Source organism: Janibacter melonis, assembly GCF_003721155.3.
In the GTDB taxonomy this organism is placed as follows: domain Bacteria; phylum Actinomycetota; class Actinomycetes; order Actinomycetales; family Dermatophilaceae; genus Marihabitans; species Marihabitans melonis.
The window spans coordinates 134,086-156,665 of the sequence record NZ_CP044548.2; the positions used below are offsets into that span (position 1 = coordinate 134,086).

At 68.5% G+C, this 22,580-nt stretch carries 16 protein-coding genes and 1 pseudogene; 4 read left to right on the forward strand and 13 right to left on the reverse strand.

The features are described 5' to 3' along the window. Positions 1-77: 77 nt before the first annotated feature. Positions 78-4,175, reverse strand: a complete 4,098-nt coding sequence (locus EEW87_RS00615) for an FtsK/SpoIIIE domain-containing protein (protein ID WP_123091081.1) — start codon at positions 4,173-4,175, stop codon at positions 78-80. A 180-nt stretch (positions 4,176-4,355) separates the two neighbouring features. On the opposite strand from EEW87_RS00615, the pseudogene EEW87_RS00620 reads away from it, so the two are divergent. Beyond that, positions 4,356-4,976, forward strand: a pseudogene (locus EEW87_RS00620) (ATPase, T2SS/T4P/T4SS family); the annotation flags it as partial. Between the two features lie 279 nt (positions 4,977-5,255). Here EEW87_RS00620 and EEW87_RS00625 read toward each other — a convergent pair. Beyond that, a complete protein-coding gene (locus tag EEW87_RS00625; protein WP_123091079.1) occupies positions 5,256-5,969 on the reverse strand; it encodes a hypothetical protein in 714 nt (237 codons plus the stop codon). A 150-nt stretch (positions 5,970-6,119) separates the two neighbouring features. Between EEW87_RS00625 and EEW87_RS00630 the strand changes: the two genes are divergently transcribed. The 3 genes from EEW87_RS00630 (at position 6,120) to EEW87_RS00640 (ending at position 7,778) form a co-directional block, all read left to right on the forward strand. Then, positions 6,120-6,335, forward strand: a complete 216-nt coding sequence (locus EEW87_RS00630; RefSeq protein WP_123091078.1) for a hypothetical protein — start codon at positions 6,120-6,122, stop codon at positions 6,333-6,335. Then, entirely contained in the window at positions 6,332-6,667 is a 336-nt protein-coding gene (locus EEW87_RS00635; protein WP_205473757.1) for a DUF2958 domain-containing protein, read from the forward strand. Before EEW87_RS00630 ends, EEW87_RS00635 begins: the two co-directional genes overlap by 4 nt. 133 nt (positions 6,668-6,800) lie before the next feature. Next, the gene (locus EEW87_RS00640; RefSeq protein WP_225985060.1) at positions 6,801-7,778 is read left to right on the forward strand and encodes a DNA cytosine methyltransferase; all 978 of its coding nucleotides are present in this window, start codon (positions 6,801-6,803) and stop codon (positions 7,776-7,778) included. 2 nt (positions 7,779-7,780) lie between these two features. Here EEW87_RS00640 and EEW87_RS00645 read toward each other — a convergent pair whose 3' ends face one another. The 11 genes from EEW87_RS00645 to EEW87_RS16885 form a co-directional block, all read right to left on the reverse strand. Then, positions 7,781-8,947: an HNH endonuclease gene (locus EEW87_RS00645; protein WP_123091076.1), complete on the reverse strand. Its 1,167-nt coding sequence runs from the start codon at positions 8,945-8,947 to the stop codon at positions 7,781-7,783. 463 nt (positions 8,948-9,410) lie between these two features. Continuing rightward, positions 9,411-9,641: a hypothetical protein gene (locus EEW87_RS00650; protein ID WP_123091075.1), complete on the reverse strand. Its 231-nt coding sequence runs from the start codon at positions 9,639-9,641 to the stop codon at positions 9,411-9,413. Between the two features lie 11 nt (positions 9,642-9,652). Beyond that, a complete protein-coding gene (locus EEW87_RS00655) occupies positions 9,653-10,225 on the reverse strand; it encodes a YcbK family protein (protein ID WP_123091074.1) in 573 nt (190 codons plus the stop codon). 62 nt (positions 10,226-10,287) lie between these two features. Continuing rightward, complete coding sequence (locus tag EEW87_RS00660; protein ID WP_123091073.1) at positions 10,288-10,557, reverse strand: hypothetical protein; 270 nt, start codon at positions 10,555-10,557, stop codon at positions 10,288-10,290. Further along, positions 10,554-10,901, reverse strand: coding sequence for a putative phage holin (locus EEW87_RS00665; RefSeq protein WP_123091072.1), 348 nt, complete (start codon positions 10,899-10,901; stop codon positions 10,554-10,556). The genes EEW87_RS00660 and EEW87_RS00665 overlap by 4 nt, the downstream gene beginning before the upstream one ends. Beyond that, the gene (locus EEW87_RS00670) at positions 10,898-11,131 is read right to left on the reverse strand and encodes a DUF7620 family protein (RefSeq protein WP_123091071.1); all 234 of its coding nucleotides are present in this window, start codon (positions 11,129-11,131) and stop codon (positions 10,898-10,900) included. The genes EEW87_RS00665 and EEW87_RS00670 overlap by 4 nt, the downstream gene beginning before the upstream one ends. After that, on the reverse strand, positions 11,118-11,396 hold the full coding sequence (locus EEW87_RS00675) for a hypothetical protein (RefSeq protein ID WP_123091070.1): 279 nt from the start codon (positions 11,394-11,396) through the stop codon (positions 11,118-11,120). The genes EEW87_RS00670 and EEW87_RS00675 overlap by 14 nt, the downstream gene beginning before the upstream one ends. Before the next feature lie 4 nt (positions 11,397-11,400). Further along, positions 11,401-16,020, reverse strand: a complete 4,620-nt coding sequence (locus EEW87_RS00680) for a hypothetical protein (RefSeq protein WP_163562354.1) — start codon at positions 16,018-16,020, stop codon at positions 11,401-11,403. After that, positions 16,017-17,117, reverse strand: coding sequence for a hypothetical protein (locus EEW87_RS00685; protein ID WP_123091069.1), 1,101 nt, complete (start codon positions 17,115-17,117; stop codon positions 16,017-16,019). Before EEW87_RS00685 ends, EEW87_RS00680 begins: the two co-directional genes overlap by 4 nt. After that, entirely contained in the window at positions 17,114-19,006 is a 1,893-nt protein-coding gene (locus tag EEW87_RS00690) for a glycoside hydrolase family 78 protein (RefSeq protein WP_123091068.1), read from the reverse strand. The genes EEW87_RS00685 and EEW87_RS00690 overlap by 4 nt, the downstream gene beginning before the upstream one ends. Continuing rightward, positions 19,006-22,545, reverse strand: coding sequence for a transglycosylase SLT domain-containing protein (locus EEW87_RS16885; RefSeq protein ID WP_225985061.1), 3,540 nt, complete (start codon positions 22,543-22,545; stop codon positions 19,006-19,008). Before EEW87_RS16885 ends, EEW87_RS00690 begins: the two co-directional genes overlap by 1 nt. Positions 22,546-22,580: the final 35 nt, after the last annotated feature.

Genomic DNA, 22,580 nt, shown 5'->3' on the forward strand with positions numbered 1-22,580 from the left:
GTGGTTCGAAGAAGGATCGTCACGTCGAGGTGACAGATCTTCTTCGAACGACGCGGGAGCGCGGGGGTGGTACCTGATCACCGCGGTTGTGTCGCAGCAGGTGACTGACCCGCTGCCCGAGCCGGGAGCGCGACCTGCACCTCGACGGCGACCCCGCGGTCGACGAGGTGGCCCCGGCCCGGGACCCGCGGCGAGGCCAAGACCCGGACGCCCAGGACGTCACCGTCGGAGCGGGCCTGGGGCTGCAGCAGCAGGCCCCGACGCGACCGGCACATCGTCGCGGTCAGCCCCCTGAAGGACGTGGCCGCCGTCGAGCTGCTCGCGGCGAGGAGGACGTCGCCCGAGCGCGAGCAGTGACTGGCGTAGCTGCGCAGGACCGGGTCGAGGGGCGTCTCGTCGAGCGTGTCGAGGTCGTCGACGAGGACGACGAGGTCTTCGTGCGACTGCACGGCGCGCACGAAGGGATCGACCTCCCCGGGACCGATGACGGCGAGCGACGACGAGACGAGCCGCGTCGCCCGTGAGGAGACCTCGAGGACGGGCCGACCCCCCTTCGCCAGCTGCTCGCCGAGGAGCCGCAGAGCCGTGGTGCGTCCCGACCGGCCGGGCCCGACGACCACCCAGGGCCCGCCGTCGACCTCGACCACGACGGGACGGTCCGGGTCGCCGGAGTGGCCGAGCACGAGCCCTTCCGCGTGCGGCAGGTCGTCGAGCGCGACGCTCGCCGGCAGGTCGACGACACGCCACCGCCACGGGTCGCAGGAGTCGGTGGACGGTCGTCCTGCCGGCACGGGCAGTGCCACCTGGGCGAGGACGCCGTCGGGCAGGAGGGCACCACGGCCGGGCACCGCACCGGCGGGCACCAGCGACGGCGGCGCACCGGCGGCCAGGACGTCGCCTCGATCGGGCAGGTGGAGCACGAGACGCCGACGAGCCAGCGACCCGAGCCGTCCCGAGGACAGCTCCCGTCCGCCGGTCACGACGAGACGGATGCCCAGGGACGTGCCGTCACGAGCCACGGACTCGAGCGCGTCGGCGCTCTCGAGGTCGGGCTGGTCGGGCGCCCGGGAGACGAGCGACCAGCCGTCGACGGCGACCACGAGGACGGGCGGGGGCGGGTCCGCCTCGCCCCGCCGCCAGTCAGCCCACCACTGCTCGTACCCGGGACGGCCGCTCGCCCGCAGCGCCTCGCGCCGTGAGCCGATGTCCTCGCGCAGGCGGGCGACCAGCCGGCGAGTCGTGGACCGGTCGCCGGGGTCGACGAGGGACGCCACGTGCGGCTGCCCCCGGGCGCGGTCGGTCGCCGGGGACGGCGGCGCGACGAGGTGGACGACGACGTGAGAGCGCAGGGCAGAGCCCATCCGGCTCACGAGGGAGTGCAGCGCGGTCGTGCGACCTGTCCTCGGGCCGCCGACGACGAGCAGATGACCGTCGCCGAGCGCCCAGGTGAGCGGGTCCTGCCGCTGCTCGTCAGGGTGGTCGGTCAGCCCCCAGACGACGACGTCCGGCGGTGCCGACGGCACCGTGTCGACGACCGCGGGCAGCTGGGGGAGCCACGGCCGGTGCGGCGGGGGTGCGCCGGTGCACTCCCACGCCTCGCGCGCGAGGTCGACCGCCTCGCGCAGGTCGCTGCCTGCTCCCGCCGGGACCTGGTCTGCTCGAGACCACAGGAGCTCGCCCCCTTCGCCGCGGACGGTGAGATGGTCACCGCCACCGCTCCGCCCGCCGACGTACGCGGCCTGGACGGCGGTCGGCGGGCCGTCCCCGGTCCGCAGCAGCCCGCGACCGGGCATCCCCTCCGGGATGCTCGCGGCGTCGGCGCACCCGATGACGTCGTCGCTGTCGACGCGGTCGCGGACCCGCAGCGAGATGCGCAGGTTGACGTTGGCCTTGATCTCGGGCGTGATGATGCCGCCCGGCCGCTGCGTCGCCAGGACGAGGTGGATGCCGAGCGAGCGCCCGACCGCGGCGAGACGCACCATGCCGCTGAGGACGTCGGGCTGCTCCTGGGCGAGGACCCGGAACTCGTCGACCACCACGACGAGCCGGGGCAGGGCGCCCCCGGCCTCGCGGTAGGCGATGATGTCGGCTGCGCCGAGCTCGGCGAGCAGGGCCTCGCGCCGACGCAGCTCGGCGCCGAGGCTGACGAGGGCCCGCTGCGCGCCGTCGGGGTCGAGATCGGTGAGCACCCCGACGGTGTGGGGCAGCTCGGCGCAGGCGGCGAGGGCGGCACCGCCCTTGTAGTCGACGAGGACGAAGGTGAGCCGATCCGGTCCGTGCGCGAGGGCGAGGGAGCAGATCCAGGACTGGAGGAGCTCGGACTTGCCCGAGCCGGTGGTGCCGCCGACGAGGACGTGGGGGCCGTCCGTCACGAGGTCGACGGTGAGGGGTCCACCTTCGCCGGCGCCGAGGACGGCCGCGAGGCCCGACGACGGGGCCCGCCATCGTTCGAGGAGGGCGCCGGGGCCCGTCGGGACGTCGGTGACGTCGGTCAGGGCGACGACGGCGGGCAGCCGTGACCGACGACGACCGGGTGCCGCGTCGCGCAGGGGCGCCAGCGCGCGGCCCACCTCCTCCGCCCACGACAGGCCGACCCCGTCCGCGACGACCGCGTCGTGCCGACCGGGGCCGCGCACGACCCCCCGCCCGTCGCGCAGGGCGAGCACGGTGCGGCACTCGTGGGGCAGCTCGCCCCCGGCGGTGGGGGCGAGCAGGACCCGGACCCCGACCGCAGGGCCGTCGTCGACCACGGTGCGCCACGCCTCGGAGCGGCGCCACGGCCCGGGGTCGTCGACGACGACGAGGGTCAGGTCGTGGGTGGATCGTGGGTCGCGGCGACGTACCTCCTCCGCCAGGGAGTGCAGGCCGTCGGCGCCCGCCGACGAGACGTGCGGGGCGCGGGCGAGCCCGCCCATCCACCCCACCCGGCCGAGCACGAGCACCTCGACCTCGGAGGGAGGGTGCAGGACGAGCACCTGCCCGACCACCCAGCGGGCGACCCCGGCCACCTCGGCCGGGTCGCCCTCGACGCCGAGGACCGGGTGCGCGTCGAGGTCGAGCGCGACCGGCACACCGGTGAGACGGGGGTGCGTCGCGTCGGCGCCGGGAGCTGTGACCTGGAGGTGCGCCGCGGTCTCCCCGACGCCCACGCGCACCAGGCACGCACCGGCGTGGTCGCGTCGTCGCTCCCAGAGCCGTGCGCCCGGCCCGGCGGCCACGAGCCGCAGCTCGTAGGGGTCGGGCGAGGACCGCTCGAGCCGAGATGCCTCGTCCTGCAGCGCCGCCTCGAGCCGCGCGCGGGCGCGACGGCTGGCGTCCACCCAGTCGGCGCGCTCGCGGCGGGCGTCGGCGCGGGAGCCGATCCGGTCCGAGAGGTGGGTGCCGAGCATCATCACCGGCGACAGCAGCGCGAGCAGCAGCATGCGGGGACCGAAGAGGTAGGCCATCGCGCCGGCCAGCGGCAGCGGTGCCACGAGCATGACCCACGGCAGACGTCGGGCTCGCGGTGCTCGTGGCTCGGCGGGGAAGGCGACGGCCCGGGCCGGCTCCGGGGGAGCCGGGAGCGGCTGGGTGCTCACCCGCAGCGTCCCGTCCCCGGTCGGGACGACGGCCAGACGTCGTCCGTGCGTCCCCCGGACGGCGAGCCGGTGAGCCCCGGCGGTCAGGACGGAGCCTGCCGTGAGGGTCTCGCCCGCGTCGTCGAGGTCGTGGTCGTCGAGCCGCGTGGGGTTGGTCGTCGACGCGGGTCGCACGTGCACCCCCGAGGAGCCGACCTCGACGACGAGATGGGTCCGGGAGAGCGAGGGGTCGTCGAGGGTCAGGTCGCACGAGGGGGAGCGGCCCACGGTCCAGCTGCCGTGGGTCAGGGCGATGTCGTGACCGGCGTCCGGCCCCCCGACGACCGCGAGGCGAAGGGGGGAGCCGCGCGCCCCGCCGTGCGGGACGTGGCCGGCCGGCCGGACGAGGAGGTGCGCGCCGTGGAGGAGCGGGGGAGAGCCCGCCGCCATCTGCTCATCGACGACCTCCTCGCCGACCCAGACCTCGCTCGCGGGGTCGAGGTGGAGCGCCTCGAGGAGCGCGTCGGCCAGGCAGCGGCCGTCGTGAGCCCCGGCCACGTCGACCGTCACCTCGTGGGTGCGGCCGTCGGTCGTCGAGAGGGTGAGGCCGAGGTGCATGTGCGGGGACGGTAGACGAGGTCGGTCGACCGGCGACCTGCGCTGTCCACAGGTGCCCTGGCGCACCGTCCGCGAGGGTGACCTGTGGATCTCGCCGCGCCAGGTGAGGCTCGAAGCACTACCTTCTTGTGATCGGCCGGGGGGCGATGGGGAGACGGGGACGCAGCGGAAGGGGATGGCGTGGAGGCGCACGCGGTCGTCGAGGCGGAGGTCAGGGAGCTGATCCGGCGCAGCGGGGTGGACCCCGTGCGCGACCACCGGTCCGTGAGCGAGCTCGTGCGCGAGGCGGTGACCGACTACGACGAGCGCTCGATGCACGGGGGCCTGCCGCTGCTCGGCAACTTCGAGGCGGCGGTCAAGCAGGTCATGGACGCGGTGGCCGGCTTCGGCCCGCTGCAGCAGTACTTCGACGACCCGGAGGTCGAGGAGATCTGGATCAACGCGCCGAGCCAGGTCTTCGTCGCGCGTCAGGGGATCGCGGAGCTGACGAGCACGATCCTCACCGCCGACGGGGTGCGAGACCTCGTCGAGAAGATGCTGAAGTCCTCCGGCCGACGGGTGGACCTGTCGTCCCCCTTCGTCGACGCGGTGCTGCCCGACGGCAGCCGCCTCCACGTGACGATCCCCGACATCAGCCGCGAGCACTGGCTCGTCAACGTGCGCAAGTTCGTCGTCAAGGCCGACCACCTCGACGACCTCGTCCGTCTCGGCACGCTGACGCAGCACGCGTCGACCTTCCTGCAGGCCGCCGTCGCGTCGGGGCTCAACGTCCTCGTCGCCGGCGGCACGCAGGCAGACAGGTAAAGAGTCCTATGGCGACTACGGACTACTTGCTCGATCACCAGCGCCGAAAGTTGGTGCGGCTGTAGTTTCGCTCTATGCGGACGCGTGTGCACTTTGTCGACGGGCCCTTGAAGGGCGAGCCTCTCGCGATCGAACACCACAGACTTCATGATCGAGCTCAGATGGAGTTTCGCCTTGAGAGTGGCCGAGTCGCGGTATACGAGATGTCCTCCTGGCACTCGCGAGACGGTTGGCAGTGGGACTTCACTTTCGTCGGATACGCGCACTAGTCCCCGGTCAGGGAGCTTCGACCAGCACCTGATCGGACTCGCAGCTCGGGCACAGCACCGCAGCCCACGCCTCAGACGCAGAGCCGAAGGACTCGTCGAAGTCCGCCTCGGCCCTGTTGAGCCGGGCCTGCTTGCCCGCCCGATTCGAGTAGCGGTTGCCCGAGGAGCCGATCATCGAGACCGCGTCTGCGCCGCGCAAGAAGGTGGACAGGGCGCCCCGCTCGTTGAGGAGGCGGTTCAGCGCCCGCCCGTCGATCTGGTACGAGCAGCCGCAGTGCTGGCAGACCGCGTTGAGCACCTGCTTCTTGGTCTTGAACTTCCTGCCCTTCCACTTCCCGAGCCAGGCCGACCCCGGGGGTGGGGGGTTCTTGTCGAGGCGCACGCGATCCGGCGGCTGCTCGGCCGGTGCCGGGGCGGCATAGCCGTGGTGCTGCTGCTGCGGGTACTGACCTGCCGCGGGCGCCGGAGGGTGAGGCGGAGGCGCGGCCGGCCAGGGGTTGGCGAAAGGAGAGGCGTACTGCCCTGCTTGGGGTGCGGAGGACTGCGGGGGTGCGGAGTCGGGCATGACCGAGATGAGTTTGACGACCGAGATGATCAAGGTCAGATCGGCCCCGGTCCGTGCCTCGAGCAGCTGCCACGCAGCTGACTCGTGCCCCGCGCGGATCAGGGCCATCACCTCTGGCGACTCGAGAGCCGTGCGGTGGATCGCATCGAAGTCCATCGACCGATCGTAGGTAGCCGGGCCTCGACAGGCAGCGCCTTTGGCCGAATACGCCCGCCCGTTAGGGCGCTCCCGGCCGCACGAAACCGCGACATGTTCGACTTGCGCCGCCTCACCAACCAACGACCGGGCGGCGCAGGAGGAGCGGTCATGAGCAAGAAGGCAAAGCCCGCCGTCGACGGCGAGCGCACGGCGAACAAGGGGCTCCTGTGCTCCGAGAAGGGCTGCACGAAGCCGGCGACGGCGCGGTCCAAGTGCAGCGCTCACTACGCCGCGGCCCGACGTCTCGACCCGGCCGTCCGGCAGAAGGCTCGCGAGGCGAGTGCTCGGGCCTACGCGAAGAAGAAGGCGGGGGAGGGGGAGTGAAGGCCGACGAGCTGCGGGGCCACGACTTCCTGCCGCCCCCCTCGTTCCTCGGGCAGGTCCCGCCGCTGTACGCGACGGAGAACCTGCCCGAGCGCGAGCGTCTCGTCTGGATCCGCTACTTCTGCGCGCCGGACTTCGAGTGGCTCGTGCTGGAGTACGAGCCCTCGACCGGCGTCGCGTTCGGGCTGGCCGACCTGGGTCACCCCGAGCTCGGCTACTTCTCCCTGCGCGAGCTCGCCGACCTCGTCGCCCTGCCCCGCCCCGGCTACCCGGTGATCGTGGAGCGCGACCTGTCGTGGGAGCCGAAGCCGCTGTCCGAGGCGCGCGGGTGACCACCGGGCGCACCGCTCGTGGCCGGTACTTACACGCGTGTCATTCGCCGCTACGATGCTGCCAGACGCCTCGAACTTCGGTTGTCGGTGGCCACGGCTACCGTCCAGCAGCGTCTACGAAAGAGGAGAGACGTTGACGACGAACGCGACCGCAGCGAGCGAGCCGGCCCTGACCGTGGCCTCGTTCTTCGCCGGGATCGGCGGGTTCGACCTGGGCTTCGAGCGCGCCGGCATGCGCACCGTGTGGCAGTGCGAGATCAAGTCGTTCTGCCAGGACGTGCTCAAGCATCACTGGCCGGACGTGCCCAAGGCGACAGACATTCGAGAGGTGAAGGCAAGTGACATCCCGGAAGCAACCATCTGGGCAGGTGGGTTCCCCTGCCAAGACGTCTCACTTGCTCGAATGGGCCCGCGCAGTGGACTCCGGGGTAAGCAGTCGGGGCTCTTCTTTGAGTTTGCTCGACTACTTGAAGAAGCTCGCCCCCCTGTTGTCGTCCTCGAAAACGTTGCGGGTCTCCTCTCTTCCCACGAAGGACGAGATTTCGGACTCGTCGTTCGGACGCTGGCCGACCTCGGGTATGGCGTGGCGTGGCGAGTACTTGACAGTCGCTACTTCGGCGTCCCCCAGTCACGCACCCGAGTCTTCATTGTCGGAACTCTTGGAGGTCCGGCCCGTGCCGGATCAATACTTTTTGAGCCCGAACGCGGCGACCGGGATCTTGAGAAGGGCCGACAGGATGGGCCGAAACCTGTTTCCCCCTTTCAGATCAGCGTTGGAGATCCTCAGCGGGGCTTCGTCAAGAAGCTAGCTCACTGCCTCTACGCCGAGAGCGCTCGCCACACCGGCACCGACTGGTCGCGGAACTACGTCTCGTACCCCGAGGGCCGGGTGCGTCGGCTGACGCCGCTGGAGACGGAGCGTCTCCAGGGGTTCCCCGACGGCTGGACCAACGTCGACTCGTTCGGAGGGAACGTCGACAAGCTCGACTCGGCCCGGTACCACGCCTGCGGCAACGCAGTCACCGTGAATGTCGCCGAGTGGATCGGCGGACGCCTCGCCGAAGTGATGAGCGACTACGCGACCGGTGATGCTCAGGCCGGCGTCGCCTAACTTCAGGCCTCTTCGCCCGGCTCCTCGTACAGCTTCTCGATGTACTGAGGGGCCGGGCGTTCGCTTGCCCGGGCTGGCAGGTGATCAGCCGGGATCTCTCCGGTCGCCTCGTCAAGAGCCCTGACCGTGTCAGGGTCGATGACATCGCTGTACACGGGGTTGAGGTCCACGAAATAACGACCGGCGTCGTGACGAAGCAGTACGACGTGCGAGTCGAACAGCCAGTGATCTCTCTTGCAGAGAAGAATGCCGTTTTGCACAACGTCCAGGTCGAACTGCCCCCACGGCAGGATGTGCGCGGCGTCTACGCCGCTACGAGCAAGGCCTGGGATGTCGAGTGCGAGCATCCCGCAGAAGGCGCACCGGTGGCCGTACGCGCGCTGCACGGCCTTCTTGAACTGAGTGTGAGATGCGCCTCGAACCCGCCGCTGCCGGAACTCGGACTCCAGCCGAAGCTTCACCTCGGGCAACTCGGGCGGTGCCTTGTCAGGCGTGGGCAGCTGAACCTCGTCGGTGAGCCCGCAGAGAACCTCGAGCGCAGGCAGGGGGTCAGCGCCGGGCAGGTAACCAGGGGCGCGATAGGCAGTGAGAGCGTCGATGACGTCTCCGACCGCCGCCTCCGCTGGGATGCCAATGGCGGTGCTGTTGATGACCTGCGTGCGGTGACCATTGACGGTGTCTCGGATCCTCGACGGGAGGATCCCGTCGGCTTCCCACACCCGCTGGAGGCGCGTCAGGCGGTCCTTTGCGTCGATGACGGTCCGGGTTGCCGCCTGAGACGCGGGTCCTGATCGAGCGATGAAGTACGTCGGCGTGACGACAGCCGCCCCGCCGTCGGTGGACACGAGGTCCACCTCGATGTCCAAGATGTATCCATTCTTCAGGACAATCGGCTGGCCGTGGGAGACCTTCGACTCGTCTCGAATGCTCCTCGGCAGAAGTGCCAAGGCTGCCGCCTGCCGCTGTACGTGCACCCCGTTCCCGGTGATTCGGAGTCGTCGCTTGCCGCCCTGAGGGCCCAGCATGACCTCTGAGTCCTTGACGCCGAAAGGCGTGTCCCACTCGAACCGGTGGTCCATGAGGTCGGCGGCTGAGACGCCGCCAGAATTGCCGACGAGCTCGTATTCGCCGCGACCGCCGGACGGCTGCTTTCGGAAGGTGAGGGGCACCCGGCCGAGCGTACGGGTAGAGCGCGGTGATGTCCTTCGACCTTGAAGAATGCCGAGCGGTGGCCGCCTACACTTTCACGGCGTGAAGGGTCCTCTAGCGCCGGACGATCCCCGGCACGGCACCACCAACGGCTACCGCAATCGGGGCTGCCGGTGCGACGCCTGCCGGGAGGCTCACCGAAAGAACCACCAGGCGTACGTGGAGCGGGTTAGAAGTTCAGGTCAGCTCACCGGGGCGGAGCTCAAGCACGGGACTGCGTACCGCTATCAGGTGGGCTGTCGCTGTGACGAGTGCCACGAGGCTCGTAACGAAAAGTCTCGGCAGGACAAGCGACGAAGGCGGCGTGAGCGCCGAGCGGCTGAGTGAGCCGGTCCCTGCGGCCCGCCGCGCTAGCCATCGAAGGATCCTGACGACGAAGGGCCCGCCCTCCGAGGAGAGCGGGCCCTTGGTGCGCGGCGACGGTCAGGTGTCGTCGTCCTGTCCGGTGACGGTGTTCGAGGCGGCGGTGAGTCCCAGGCCGACGCCGAGAAACGAGAAGACGCTCAGCGCGACGGTGAGCCAGGTGGGCTGACCTGCCTGCGCAGATGCGTAGCCGACCTGGGTGGCGCCGAGGCACAGGCCGACGGCGCCGTAGGCGTAGTAGATGACGGCGCGTGTCTTGGGCGGGAGCGCGGTGAGGTCGACCGTGGACATGACCGGCCCCCTCAGTTGTAGAGCCAGGTCGCGGAGCCCGGCCGGACGTCGACGTGCGCGACGGTGCCGGTCCGGGCGGTGACGCCGACGCCGCCGAAGACGCCGAGGGCGCGGACGGACTCGGCCTTGACGATCGACGGGATGTCGGCGGCCTTGCCGCTCATGTGCTGCGAGGCGGTCGCGCCGCCGACCGCCTTGTTGTGAGCCGGGCAGCGATAGCCCGAGACGACGTTGAGGCCACGGGGGTAGTGCTTGGCGCGAAGCTTCTCGAGGCCGCGCACCAGGTCGCGGTCGACGACGATCCGTCGGCACCCGGCGTACTTGCCGCCGCACTTGCAGGCGAACTCGGTGAAGTTGAAGTTCGGGGACGCGGTGCCGCCGCGCTTCTTCGAGCTGCGGAACGAGCTGGACTCGAGGATCGCGGCCATGGTCTTGGCGCCGAGAACCCCGTCGGCCTTGAGCGTGGTGCGGGTGTAGCCGCCCTGGAAGTCTCTGATGGCCTGGTCGAGGCGGGCCCGGCCGCTGGTGTTCCAGCCGAGCTTGCGGAGGTGCCAGGCGGCGCGGCGTCGGTCGATGACGTTCATGTCTTTTCTCCTTGGACGTGACAAATCGCCCGGCCAGGACGGTCGGGTTCGAGAGGGGTGAGTCAGCGGCGGGTGGTGCGCTGCAGCAGCCACCAGCCGACGGCGGCGGTCACGACGAAGGCCACGAACGCGGCCTGGTCGGCGTACTCGAAGCGGATGCGGCGCAGGAGGCCGACGGAGAGGAGCACGACCATCGCGCCGAGGGTGAAGAGCAGCGCGCGCTCGGTGTCCGTCCGGGGTATCCGCCGTCCCAGAGCCCGGACGAGCGCGACGGCGATGAGCACGAACGCCACGACGTTGACGACGACGAGCGACCCGGCGGCGGCGGTCATCCTGTGCCTCCGGCCGGGCCGTCGTCCTCGGGCGGTTCTGTCTCCCGCCAGACGGTGACGGTCTTGTACGCCCAGACGACGGCGACGGCGAGGTAGGCGACGATGGAGCCGTACGTCAGCCAGTCGGTGAGGTCGACGGAGTCGATCCGGGAGTCGATGCGGCGCGCCGATCCGACGCCGACGAGGAGAGTCATCGCGGCCCCGCCGAGCATGAGCATCCGCCCGAGCGGGTCTCTCCACCACGAGGACCTGGCGCGGTAGGCGTAGACGGCGACGAACACGGAGACCGACAGCAGAGCGAGCGCGGTGACGGCCTCGAGGAGGTTCTGGGCGTGGTCGCTCATGCGGGGTGCTCTCCTCGGTAGGCGGCGCGCATCCGTTGCGCGAAGTGGTTTTCCTGGCGGTGCCGACGAAGGCGCTCGGCGACCTCGCGCGCCTCAGAGGCGAGGATGTGGTCCTCTGCTGCTTCGACCCGGGCGAGGTCCCGCACTCTCTGGGCTTCGGCGATCTCGACCCGGTCGGAGGGACGGGTGAGGATCTTGGCCAGCAGGGCGAGGACATCAGGACGTCGCATCGGAGTCCTCCGTCCCGACGACCGGCAGCGCGAGGAGCACCTTGTCCGCCGTCGTGCCGTGCTCGTTGGCGAGGTGCTCGAGGGCACGGCGTAGGTCGCGGTTCGCGTCACGCAGGTCGCCGATCGTCTCCTTGTAGGTCGAGACGATGGACTCGTGAACACGCCGCGGGACGAGGTCGCCGCGGATGATCAGGAGCACGGCGAGGAAGATGAGACCGCCCCAGCCGAGGCCCGACCACGGCACGGAGGACAAGATCAGGTCCATGACCTCACCTCTCGTAGGTGACGCGGATCTTGGGGCGGGTGTAATTCGGGGAGTCCGTGTGGCCGTTGAAGCGCAGGTAGTAGGTGCCGGAGGTGGAGTCGATCGCGACGGTGAAGAGGCGCGAGCTCGCGAAGCTCGTGTCGACCGTGACCCACTTGCCCTCTCCGGACTTCAGGTTGTACGTCTTGGCCGTGCCCGTTCGAGTGACGCCGGACCACGTCGACGGCATCGAGGTCTGAGTCGCCCGCATCAGGCTGACCGTGCCTCCCGCGCCGAAGTAGGTGTGGTTGGCGTAGAGGTAGATCTCGACCTTCTTGACCGTGGCGCCGGACAGCGCCGCGCTCATGGTCTTCGTCGTCTCTCCCGAGGTCGCGCTGCCGCTGAAGAGGAACGCGCCCTTCTGCAACCCGTTGTAGCTGTTGTAGCCCTGGATGATGTCGCCTTGGGCGTCAGACCCGCGCTGCGTGCCGTCCCCCTTGTAGGTGACCGAGCTCGTCGCTGTCCACGTCGAGACGTAGGTCCGCTCCGTCACCGTGGTGCTACCGCCGCCTCCGCCTCCGGAGGTCTGGCCGCCGGTGTTGTAGGACCCGCCGCCGTAGGAGCCAGTTGGGCCGACGTCCTCGATCCACAACTCGGCCTCGGACATCGTCGCGGTGCCGCCGTTCGCGCCGTAGTACGTCAGGAGCATCTCGACGTCGGTCGTCGAGTCGACGCCGGCGAAGCCCTCCAGGATGCCCTGGTAGTAGTACTCGCCGATCGTCGGCCCTGAGACCGATCCCTGAGCCTCCATCGGAGAGCTGATGGTGATCGGGTCGCCGTCGGTCGCCAGGCGGAGGCGGACGGTGATCGCGCCGGAGTTCGTGCTCGACTTCGTCATGCACGTCGCCCCGAGGCGGTAGACGCGCCCCTTGATCATCGTCGCGCCGAGGGAGGCGTAGCCCCACTCCTCACCGGCGGCCCGGGTCGAGGAGGTGACCGTGAAGCGCTGCCGAGCGATGACGCCCCACGGCAGCTGGTCGAGCCAACCAGGATCGAGGGAACCGTTCTCGGCATCGGCCAGGGTCCCGAGCAGGGGCAGGCCGGCAGCGAAGACGTCGCCGGAGAAGTAGCCGCTCTGGCCGGTGACGGTGCCGTCCTCGGCGAAGCCCGCGATCCTGTCGCCGTTCGCATCGGTGATCCAGAACGTGTCGGCGCCGCTGCCGCCGATGCTCGTCGAGACGTACCGCCCGCCGTCGCCGTCGACGTCATACAGAGAGAGGCCTTCTTCGTTCAGCTCCGCCGCTCGACCTAGCGAGTTGCCGGCGACGATTGCCCCCCCGGTAGAGATGTTCATGACGACATCAAGGTTCCCGGCAAGCAGCTGATCAACCGTTAACTGGACGTAGGTACCCACATCTGCGCCGATGCGCTGGGCAGTCACGGTGTTCAGGTGAGCATCACCTGTGACGACCAACTTCCCGATGTTGGCTTCCACAAGATCAGACACACCGGCAGCGATTCGCTGAGCGACAACACTGTTGAGATTGCTGGTGCCAGTAGCCGTCAGCTGCTCCACCGTCAGATTGATGAACTGAGCGGTATCTGCAGCGATGCGCTGAGCAACCACGGTGCTCAGGTGAGACGTACCGGTCACCGTCAGGTTCTCGATACGCGCCGTCACAATGTCGGCAATCTCAGCAACCAACTTCGTAGTAACCGCCTTGCCCATGACTGCGTTGCTCGCAACCAGCTTGGACAAGTCAAGCGTCATGGAAGGCGAGTACGGCGTGGCCTTGGCTCCGAACTCAATCTTGATGTTCTTCACCGTGAGGGCCTGACCCGTAGCACCGGCCAGTTCCACGGCTCCTGCGCTTGCCGCCGACCATCGCTTCACAGTTGTCGTGATGCTCTGCCTTGACCAAACGTCGTCAACCGGAACAACCGCTGTGTCAGCAACTGATACACCGGCATTCTGGTATGGCCTGATGGTCAGGTCACCCGCTGTACCGCCCTTGACGTCAAATGACATGGTGATGGTGACTGGCGTGAATGCAGGATCAGTGAAGTTAGACACCGTTCCTGAAACCGCACCCGTGTACTCGCTGGTGTACGCCTGGTCAAACTGGACAGACTGCCCATTAGGCGCGTCCTGAGACTCCTTCAAGAAGTCGATGGCCTGGGATGCCACCAACTGCGCCTGAGACTCGGAGAAGCCCTTTGGAGGCGCTGTGGTGCCGTTCACCTGCGTTGCGGAGTGTCGGAAGACACCGGGTGCGTCAGATACGGCTAGAGCCGTCCATGCCGCGTTAGCGACAGCAGGCCAGGTCTGGAACTCGTAAGGCCACGGTGCCTGCGTGTAGGACACCTGGACCCACTGCCCGTTCCTTCCTGTGGTGTTGCGCATCCTCAGGATGGTGTTCATTTCCTCGGAGTAATCCAGACCCATGCGCTTCTTGAACAGAAGAACTCCAAGAGTTCCTTCAAACCACACAAGGCTTGGTGGGTTGTTGTATCCCCTGCCATACGGCTTGTACCCGTTTAGCGGGCCTGAGTTCTCATAATGCTTGTTCCAGTGCTCCGTCGTGGAGTTCTTCTCGATGCTCGCGTTCTTCACCTTGTAGACACCAAGGTGAGCCAGGGCGCTAACAGCCTTGGAGTTCTCGCCAACGGCGTTGAGGAACATTCCACCCCATGAATCGCAGTCAAGGGCCTCAGCGTCATCGTTGTAGCCCTGGTTCAAGCGCCCTTCCTGCTCATTCCACAGCCTTGTCAACATGCCGTTCTCGACCTGCTGACGTGCTGTGTTGAAGCGTGCTAGACCAGTCTGCTCGTAAATGTCACGGAAGACGAACCAAGCATCAATGTTGTGCTCAGTTCCCGCGCCTTCAATCTGACCCTCTACGAAGTCACCGTTGGCTAGATAACGTCCCTCACCAAGTCGGACTAGGCCGAAGGTGGGTGCAGAAGCGTTCTTGTCCTGCTGTGCAATCAAGTAATCGGAACCCTTGATAGCCATAGCCTGAAAGGTGTCTAGACCTGTTACGCGCTTGTGGTGGATCGCTGCCATGACCACCCATGCCACCGCGCCGGTCCTGATGTAAGGATCGTCAAACGATAGTGACTGAGTGTCATAGTTGAAGCACCATGAGCCGGAAGGGTTCTGGACCTTCTCCAAGGCTCGTAGGATTGCCTCCGCACGCTCAATCTCGCCATAGTCAAGGAACGCCAGAGCCGCTAGACCATCGTCATAAACCGCGGATCGGCGGTTCAGGCGGGGATCATATGCAGGGTCGTCCTTCTCCACGTTGAATGAACGCACGAGGTTCTTCTGCGACCATTCGCTAGATGCAAGGACTTCTCCCGTGCTGGTACGAATGACGCGTGCCATCTTCTCACCGGCTCCGGTGACATTGGCCTTGAATGCTCCATCTGCACCTAGCGGAACGGTGTCCATCAAGTAAGGAACATCAAGAACCGCGTACACCTGGACAGAAACGTCCTTGTAGGGATTCTTGGGGTCCTTGTTGGTCGTGATGACCTCGGCGTCAGACTTGCGAACCAACTTGACGATCTTCTCGCCAGTCCTGATGCGGGTCGTGCCTGAGGTCCAGGTTCCGTTTGCAGCAAGGTTGAACGTGCCCTGTAGATAGTCGGTGTCAAGGCGCGAATACACCTTCACCTGGTAGCCAGTTGCCGGTGTGACACCGGACCATGTACCCGTGACCTGAGTGCGATCTGTCGCAACTGTGTCGAACTGAGGATCAATACCCACAGCCGGTGCTGCTGGCGTCAGAGCCTCACCAACACCGGCAAGAGCAGACTCAACAGGGATAACTACAGAGCCAGTTCCGGTCCGCTCAGCGGCGCCATCTATGAGGATGTTGACTCCGACGGTTTGGTCTACGCCAGCTAGGTTGGATAGGTCGAGGCGAGCACGCTCTATGTCGACCTTGGCGTCCGCTAGTTCGCCCTTCGCGTCGTTGATGGCCCCGGTGTTGGTGTCCAGGCCAGTCTCGAGTTCGGCAAGGCTCGCCTCTGCTCTGGTTAGAGCCGCTTGAGATTCCGCGAGCTCGGCCTCCGCCTGCCCGAGACGGGTACCCGCATCGGTGACCGCCGCCTCGTTCTCGTCGAGCACCTGGCCGAGCGTCTTCATGCGCTCCTGCAGGAGGAGCTCGTCCGCGTCGGGGATTCGCTCGGCGGGCACCGTCGGGTCGGCGCCCAGGACCTCGACGACACGGAGCGCGCCGGTCTCGGTGTCCTCCGTGAAGCGGACGAGGTCACCCTCCGTGAGGCCGTTGAACGCCTTCATGCCGAACGGGATCTCGACGAGGAGCGCGTCCTCGCCGACCTCGGTCATGACTTGCGCGTAGGTGGTGACGGCCGGGGGGTCGACGAACACCCGGTCGCCGTCCTCGAGCGCGACAGGGAGCCCGCCGGCGGCCAGGGTGACGGTGTTCGCCTCGTGGTCGGCCGACAGCACGCCCACGACCGTGTCGCCGATCCGGGCGCTGCCCTCGATCTCGGCGAACTCGGAGGCGTCGTCGAGCTGGAGCACGGTGGTGCCGACGGGGTGGTCGCCGACGGCGTTGCCGCCGGCCTCCTCGACCTCGACGCCCTGGACCTGGCCGATCTCGGTGTCGCTCATCGCTTCAAGGACCTCCTTCGCAGCGGCTTCGTGTAGCCGACCGTCATGGGCTCGTCGTGGGTGAGCGGGATGGTGAAAGCGGAGAGGCGGTACCCGGTGACGACGCCGTCGGCGCTGACCTGCTGCACGTCGCCGAGCTCGATCCCGGGCATCGGGAGAGCGGTGAAGGTGACCGAGCCGTCTGCCGCGAGGAGCTCGCGGACACGGCGGTCGGCAGCGGCCTGCGCGTCCTTCTTCGTGCGGATGGTCTCGTCGACGATCTCTTCCCACACGAAGCGCGGCACGCCGTTGCGGCCGTACTTCTGAGGGGAGAGCCGGTGCCACGCGGGGATGTACGCGCGGCCCTCGATCCGCCAGGTCTTCTTCCCGGCAGGGGGCTTGCCCTTGACGATGACCGCGTTGACGACGTCCGCGTCGTCCTCTACCCGTTGGGGCACCGACGTCAGGGTCGACTCGTTGAACCAGGCCGACGTGCCGGTGGGCCACTCTCGCAGCCGCATCGCGCCGGCACCGTTGAAGAAGACCTGGCCGCGCATCGACCGGCCCTGCATGACGATGTAGGACCAGCGCTGCTTGCCCGCCCGGATCTGCAGCGGGGCGCCGAGGGTCGCGGTCCACGCGGGCAGGTCGAACCGGCGCTCGCCGCAGTCATACGCGAGGTCACGCATGACGCCGACCCGGGTGAGGCCCTTGCGGTAGGTCTTGACCCCGCGGACGGGGGAGCGCAACAGGGAGGACTTGCACAGCAGGTCAAGGTCGAGGACGTCACCGGCGAGCACGGCCTTGTCGACCGGCCCGGTGAACAGGGGAGGCCCGTACCAGCCGAACGGAGTCAGGACCTCGCGACGCAGGCGCACGACGTCGCCGCGCCGGGGAGTGCGCTGCAGGTCGTCGACGCGCATCGAGAGCTGGGCGGACATCTGCACGGACGAGGCGAGGTCCCCGACCACCTGGCCGGCGGTCACCCGGCCCGAGATGGACCCGACGTAGTTCTCCGAGGAGTCGAGAAGCGTCGTCAGCACCCGCATGCGGTGCGGGCGACGCAGCGTCTCGAAGTACTGCGCCCGCTGCGCGGTGGTGAGGCCGAGCTCGATCACCCGTAGGCCTCCCAGTCGTGCGCGCCGGCCTCTTCGACGTCGAAGGAGAAGGCGTAGACGAGGTCGCCGCGGGTGTCCTTGGCGACGGGGGTCGGCGGGGCCGAGATGTTCTTCGCGGTGACCGGCACGGCGATGTCGCCCACGAGGAGAGTTGCGCGGAGCTGGTCACGCTTGATGCGCAGGAGACGGTCCCGCCACGTCGCCGAGGAGACGTCGTCGAGGTCGGAGCCGGTCCGGGTGCGGACGAGCTGGCCGCTGACCGAGCCGGACCAACCCTTGAGCCCCTGCACGATGCGGACCGCCGGCGCGTCGCCGAGCACCTCGTGATCGGTCGCGACCTCGACCATCGCGAGGTCCTGGTCGGTCCCGGCGAGGAACACCTCGAAGTCGTCGGTGACGAGCCATCGGCCCTTGACGACCGGGTTGAGCGAGGCGGACGGGTTTCCCCAGCCCATCTGCCCGTTGCTCAGCGGGCGGACGGTCCAGGTGTTGAGCCGCCCGGTCCTCGGCGCGCGATCGAGCCAGATATACGAGCCGTCGCCCTGCCGCAGCGCGGCGAGGTCAGCGGCCTCGATGTCGGCGACGATCTTCCCGTCGCGGGAGATGATCGTGCGGTCGGGGACCGAGTCGGTCGTGAAGCGCACCCGGACGTAGGGCCACAGCCCGACCTGCGAGACTGAGACGGTCTTCGTGGGGGTCGTCGCGGCGTTGTCGTTGAAGAAGAACTCACGCTCGACGACGTACGCGGCGGGTGAGCCGGGGGTGGTCTGCCGGTCGAGGGTGTCCCACAGGCTCAGCCGGATCTTGTACCGGCGGTCGTCGTAGGTGAGCTTGCGGGCGGGCAGCGTGACGGTCTGCGCCGTCGACGTCCGCTTCCCGGAGTCCCAGACGTCGAACCAGACGTCGGCTGTCTTGTGCTTGCGGAAGAGCTCGAGCCGGTATGCCCGCTGTGTCGCGCCGGTCAGGGTCCACGCGATCGGCGGGGTCGGGTCGCTGACCTTCGGCGACGCGGCCGACGGCGAGACGAGCGTCTGCGTCCCCTTGGGCAGGTAGCGGGTCGACACCGAGGCGGAGTAGTCCGACCACAGGCCCGCGCCGTCCTTGACGCGCACCCGCCAGTACCGGGACGACCCGTCGGAGGGCAGCCCCGGGTAGGTCATCCCGTTCGCGAGTGCGGCGAGGTTGAGCGAGGCGTCGTCGACGGGCTGCTCGCCGGAGTCGAACGCCGGCGCGGCGAACGACGCGGTGTTCGAGATCTGCACCTGCGCGGCGACGATCGAGGTGTCCCCGTTGACGTCGAGCTGCGCCCATCGCAGCACCGGCTTCGGCTCGGAGACGACCCGGTTGCCGGACGGCGCGAGGTCCGACGGGGCAGCGGGCGCGTCCGCGACCCACACGCGCAGCTCGGGCTCGAGCTTCTGCGCCCAGGACGCCGTCGAGTCCGTGGAGTAGAGCTTGATCTCCGAGGTCGAGTTGGTCGAGATCTCCCACCCGTCGAAGTCGGCGCCGTCCGACCACTTCTGGACATGGGACGCGACCTCGAAGACGAGCTCGGTGCCAGCAGCCAGGGCGCCGGTGGTCGTGACGGTGACGCCGTCGCTGTGCGCAGCAGGCTTGTTGGCCCAGGTCAGGTTCTTGTAGAGCGCGGTCCGGTTGCCCTGGCGCTTCGCGGTGAACGTCCGTGTGGCGGAGGGGTAGTTGCCCATGACGCGGAGCACGAGCTGAGCCCTGGTGATCGTCGACCGCGGATTGAACGGGCGGGCGGGTGAGACGTACGCGAGCATCGCGCCGGACTTGACCCGCAGCACGGATGCCTCGGAGTAGTTCTTCGAGGGGTACGCGCTGCTGACGTAGGTGTCGAACGCGTTGCGGGTCTCGGCGTAGCCCATCAGGCGGTCCTTCCCAGCGCGGCAGCGCCGGTCGAGAGGTCGGAGTAGACGTCCTCGGCGATGCCCTCGATGTAGGCCCGGCCGTCACGGAGCTTCAGCTCGCCGGTGACGAGCAGGCGACCGGGGCCGTCGCTAGCGGCCAGGCGCATCGACTGCCGGTGGGGCATGACGCGCTCGCCGCCCCGGAACCACAGCAGCTCGGGTCCGCGCTCGCCGACCCAGGCAGGACCGGAGGCAGCGCTTCGGGTACCGCGGGCGTAGCCGCCGGCGCGGTTGTAGGCGTTGGACAGCGACCCGTATGTCGCGATCGCGTACCGGAAGGACGCCAGGATGTTCGACAGCGGGTCGTAGATGTCCCGGTCGTAGCCCTTCATCGCGTAGGCGCGGAAGGTGCTGCCGATGACCTGCATCAGGCCCTTGGACGGGTCGCCGCGCTTGGCGTTGATGTCCCAGTTGTTGATCGCCCGCGGGTTGCCACCGGACTCCTGCATCATGCGGCGCAGGACCGTGCCCACCAGCAACGGCGACTGCCCAGTCATGAAGAGCGCCTTGCGGACCGTCGTCCGCCAGCGATCCACGCCGCCACCAGGGGCGCCGCCGGGCATGTCGCCCGTGTCGCTCGAGCCGAACATGCTGCGGGCCTTCTCCGCGATGACGCCCGTGATCTTGCGCATCGCGCCGACCCCAGCCTGGGTCCAGAAGTCACCCGGGGCCTTCGACAGCAGCGCGTTGAGCGCGGACTTGCCCTGGTCGATGACCTTCCCGGCGAGACCGCCGAGGATGCCGCCGCCACCCGGGAGACCGCCACCCTGACCGTTGCCGATGTCGACGTGAAGGTGATCGAAGTGGTTCGCCGCCCGCCAGATCGTGTTCCAGCCGTCCCGGCGCAGCATCGCGTTGAGCTTGTCCAGCGCCGCCATCTCGTTGCTGAACTTGGAGTTGAACGGGTCAGCGTTGACGTCCAGCGCACCGGCCTTGTAGTGCCAGCCCGTCGCGGAATGGGCGCCCGGGGCGACCCCGCCGAAGGCGGGGTGCTCCGAGACGTGGTAGCCCATGCCCTGCAGTCGCTTGCCGAGAGCGACGATGCCGCCGCTGGCGTACCCACCACCCATGAACTTCGCGAAGGGAACGCCTCGCTTGGCCGCCTCGTTCGCGGCAAGGAACATCGACCGCGAGTGGTGGTCGCGCAGACCCTCGGAGACGAGGACGCCCTCACCGGAGCGCATCGGGGTGAGCTGGTCGTCACCGCGGTGCATGGGGGTGTAGCCGGGCAGGATGCCGCCGCGAGCGCGGCCACCGGGGCGGCCACCGGTGTAGAAGCCGCCGGCGTCGTAGCGGCCCTTGCCGCCCTTGCCGCCGTTCGGGTTCGACCCCAGCGTCGGGATCTTCTTCGCCAGGTCACCCGCGCCGATAGCGTTCAGGACCGAGCGTACCTTCGACAGGAAGTTGTTCTCGATCCAGCCGAGAGCGATGCCGATCGGACGCGAGATGGTGGAGGTCAGCCCAGACCAGATCCGCCCGATGCCGTCCTTCGCCGTCTTGAACGCATCCTTGACCTTGCCGATCCCGGTGCGCATGTTGTCGAAGGCGCTCTTCGCCTTCTTCCACAGCCACGACGCCTTGTCGCCGATGACCTGAAAGGCGCCGCGTACGGCGGGTACGCCGGTGTTCTTGATCCACCCGAAGACCGACTTGACCCGGTTGAGGATGAACGTGAAGTAACGCTTGTAGACGTTCGTCCACAGCCAGGAGACGACCTTGCCGATCGCGCCGATAGCGGTACGCACCCACGGCAGGCCGGTGCTGCGGATCCAGCCGAACACGCTGGCCGCGATGCTCTTGATCTTCGAGAACGCGGGCCGGATGTGGTTGGTCCACAGTCGCGACGCAGCGGCGCCGATCTTCGTCAGCGCGTCGCGCATCCACGGCAGGGCGGTGTTGCGGAACCAGGCGACGACCCTGCCGACGGCGACCTTGATCGAGGCCCACAGCTTGTTGATGAAGTTGCGGAACGTCGCGTTCTTCTTGTATAGCAGGACCAGTCCGGCGACGAGCGCCGTGATCGCGAGGATGACCTTCCCGATCGGCGACATGTTCATCACCGCGTTGAGAGCACGCTGGGCGACGGTCTGCGCCTTCGTGAAGAAGAGCCGGGTCTTGGCGAACGCCAGCCCGGCCTTCTCCGCGACGGTGCGCGCCTTGACGGCACCGGTACCACCATTGACGGTCGCGGTGTAGACCCGCTGCGCCGCGGCGTAGGAGTACGTCCCAGCTTTCCAGGCGGCTTGGGCGGCGTGGAAGGCCTTCTCGACGCCGTGGTAGATCTTCTTGGCGACTCCGGCGGCCTTCGTGGCGGCGGTCGCGACGTTGGTCGCGGTCGTGTACGCGACCATCCCGACCCGGTACGTCGCGTACGCGCCGGCGAGGCCGAGCACGACCTGCTTGTGGTCGACGAGGAACCCGGCCGCACTCTTGAGCTTGTCGGCGAGGCTGGAGACCACGTCCCGCGCCTCGCCGCCCGCGCCGGTCCCGGCCTTCCACTCGTCGACGAAGCCCTGGACCGCGGGCACGACCGTGTCGTTGAGAACCTTGCCGCCGTCGGTCAGGACGGGCAGCAGCCCTTCGCCGAGGCTGGCCTTGACGTTGTCGAGCTGGGCCTTGAGACGCTGCTGCTGGCCGGCCGCGGTCTCGGACTCACGCCCGAACGCACCCTGCGCGTCGGTGGTCTGCTTCTGGATCAGCGAGAGGGCCGCCTGGGCCTTCTCCTGGTCCGTGAGCTGGGTCTTCTTGCCCTCCATCGCCTTCGAGAGGCGGGAGTTCGCACCGGCCAGCGCGGCCTCGGCGCGGAGATACTCGTTGGAGCCCTTGCCGTGCTCGCGGAGCGCCTCGTTGTAGTCGCGCTGGGCGAGGATGGCCTTGTTCTGGGCGACCTTGATCGCCTCGGTGTCCTTCGTCCGCTTGACGATGCCGGTGGAGTAGGCCTCCGCCTCGAGCATCGTCGCGTTGAGCGAGACGCCGTACCGCTCGATCGGGTCGGTCTCGCCGCGCATCGCAGAGGCCAGCGCCTCAGCAGCCTGCTTCGTCGGCCCGCCGAACTGCGCGCTCAGGTCAGAAGACAGGCCGAGCAGGTTTCGCGTTTGGTCGGCGTAGTCCTTGATCCCCTTGTTCTTCAGCCCGGCGCCGAGGGTGGATGCGAGCTCGTTGTACTCGTTCCGCGAGAGGCCGAGGTTTTGGGCGGCGCCCTTGCTCGCCTTGTCCATCTCGCCGAAGGACTTCTTGAAGACCGCCTCGAGCCCGCCGGTCGACTGCTCCAGGTCGGAGGCCTCGGAGACGATCGAGCGGATGCCCTGCGCGACCCCGGCGGCGCCGATGCCGGCGAGGAGCCCCTTGCCGAAGACGCCGCCGGCGCTCTTGCCGGTCTTCGCGGCGTCCTTGCCCGCGCCGTCGAGCTCGCGGTCGATGTCGCGGCGCATGCCCTTGGTCGACGCGACGATCGAGATGTACGCGGTCGCGAGCTCCAGCGCGGGGGCGTCAGCCATACGACGTCCTCCTTCGGGCATGCGAAAGGCCCCGC